Origin of the sequence: Neobacillus drentensis (assembly GCF_036966985.1) — a bacterium.
Lineage (GTDB): Bacteria > Bacillota > Bacilli > Bacillales > Cytobacillaceae > Neobacillus > Neobacillus drentensis_E.
This window is the reverse complement of the sequence record NZ_JBALSN010000551.1, coordinates 1-2,423: the sequence shown is the minus strand read 5'-3', so window position 1 is coordinate 2,423 and position 2,423 is coordinate 1. Positions and strand designations below refer to the sequence as shown.

2 protein-coding genes are annotated in these 2,423 nt (G+C 37.6%); both read right to left on the bottom strand.

What is annotated here, in order from left to right; all coding sequences use genetic code 11:
• Window positions 1-13: 13 nt before the first annotated feature.
• On the bottom strand, window positions 14-1,003 hold the full coding sequence (locus V7659_RS27815; protein WP_335543306.1) for an ABC transporter substrate-binding protein: 990 nt from the start codon (window positions 1,001-1,003) through the stop codon (window positions 14-16).
• A gap of 126 nt (window positions 1,004-1,129) precedes the next feature.
• Complete coding sequence (locus V7659_RS27810; protein ID WP_335543305.1) at window positions 1,130-2,023, bottom strand: TauD/TfdA dioxygenase family protein; 894 nt, start codon at window positions 2,021-2,023, stop codon at window positions 1,130-1,132.
• Between the last annotated feature and the right edge of the window lie 400 nt (window positions 2,024-2,423).

Genomic DNA, 2,423 nt, shown 5'->3' with positions numbered 1-2,423 from the left:
TCACTTTTTGATGTTATTTTTTAAATGCTTCATCAAGGTACTCTTTATGGATCTGTTCTTTGTAATTAAATGCTTTCTGAATGTACCCTGCATCAGCTAATGTGTCAATGGAATCTTGCTGTGCGTTAATAGACTCTTCAGTAAAAAGGATATTAGGTTTTTCCGCTGTGATGATTTTCTTAATGAGTTCAGCTGGAAGTTTTGTTGCTCTTGAATATATTTCAGATGCTTCATCTGGATTTTCTATTTGCCAATCGGCTGCTTTTTTGTATACTCTTAAATAGGCCTGAACAATCTCAGGATGTTCTTTGGCAAAGCCTTTTCTGGCAATAATAGCTCCAGGGGCAAATATTTTTTTGTTTACATTTAGAGTTACCGCATTCCCTTTTTCAACATTATTTAGATAATAAGGATTCCACGCGGACCATGCGTCTAATTTTTTGGATTCGAAAGCCGCTTGTGCATCATCGGGTTGAAGATTGATGAGTTTCACATCATCAGTCGTTAATCCATTCGCTTTCAATGCTTTAATTAGATACACATGAGCCGTTGTCCCAAGAGGAACACCAACGGTCCTGCCCTTTAAATCTTTAATGTTCTTAATATCTCCATTTTTTTGTACTAAAATCCGAACATTCGATTCTCCTGTACCGGTTTGGGCAATCACTTCAAAGGGCAGTTTTTTATCTAAACCTGCGATTAACGCACCATCTCCTAAAAACGATAAATCAACACGATTGGAAGCAAGTGATTCTAATAGCGGGGGTCCGCTTGTGAATTCACTCCATTTTACATCGGCATTCAGCGCCTTAAACTCTTCTTCGAACCAGCCCTTTTCCCGAGCAATGACTAGAGGGCCCATTTTTCCATTTAATGCAATATTCACTTTAACTGGAGCACCTTTGGCATCCGTTTTTTCTGCGGATGAATTGCATCCTGCTAATAAAAAGGTCATGGAAATGACCAAGAATAATCCAAATAAGTGCTTACGATATTTCTCCATGTTTAAACCTCCTCGTATCACATGGCTTCACCCGCCTGCATGTGTGTATCCTGACTATGAAAAAAAGAGGTTCGCAATGAGCGTGATCTCCTTATTGGAACCTCTATTTATTCAATGGGTTAGAATTTATTTCTTCACTATTAATCGGCTTACTTCATTTTCTTGATTAACGGGTACGTCTTTTCCGACTGTTACACGTCGTACAACACGATGACGATCTCCGTAGTCTGCTACGGCATAATGTTGCGTGGCCAAGTTATCCCAAATAGCCACATCCCCTTCCGTCCATTTCCAGCGTACGGTATTTTCTAAACGAGTCACGTAAGAATCAAAGATACTCAACAATCGTTCAGATTCACTTGTTGTATAGCCTTCTAACCTTCCCGCAAATCCTCCTAATAACAAATGCTTTTTGCCGGTTTCGGCGTGAACATGTACAACTGGATGTCTCGTTTTAAAAACCGTTGATTCAAATACATCTCGATATTTTTTTGTAACCTCATTAACATCAATATCACTTCGTTTATACTGTGCATAATCAAATTCATTTGAATGAATTCCCCATAACTTATCAGCTAATTTTTTTAAGCCATCCGGAAGGTCTTCATACGCTGTATTCGTATTTGCCCAAACTGTATCACCACCAACTTCTGGAATCGTTACCCCTCTTAATATGGAGTATTTAGGAACCTCAGGAACAAACGTAACATCCGTATGCCAATGATTCGCTTTTGCACCTACCTCCGAGTCCAGCTCAAAAATATAGTTCGTATTATCTTTTACCGGTACGGTCGGATGAGCATATGGTTCGCCTAATAATGTTGCAAACGCTTCTTGGGATGCATCCGTTAAATGATTTTGGCCCTTAAAAAACACTACCTTGTACTCGTTTAGCGCTTGTTTAATTTCATTTAAAATACTTGGTTCTAAATCCCCGCTTAATTGAACACCTTGAATTTCTGCACCAATTCTTCCTGCTCGCGGAACCACTTTTAATTGTTTTGTTTGAAAAGCTGTCATTTTCAAATTCCTCCTCATCATCCTGTTTAAATTTTTTTAAACTGCAACGTAAATCTCTCTTGAACTGCCCTCCTAACTTGTTATTCCCCACTTAACCTAGTGATATAGTCGGTTTAATATCAGAAAAACAAAAAGAGATCCAACAAAGTGAGCCTGGAGGCTTCTCTTTGTTAAATCTCTAGTCGACTAGTTGATTCTTATCACTATTTTTAATTGGTCTATATTGGAAAGTGGTTTGCTTATGAATGCATCTTAACAGGGTTCTAAATAGTCTGTCAAATATTTTTTAAGTAATCCTATAAATTTAGTTGGATTTAAAGTATTGAAAGTTAATAATATCCATGGTAAGTTATTATCAATTAATTCATTCGAATGAATCGACTAGTCTACTAGAGATTCG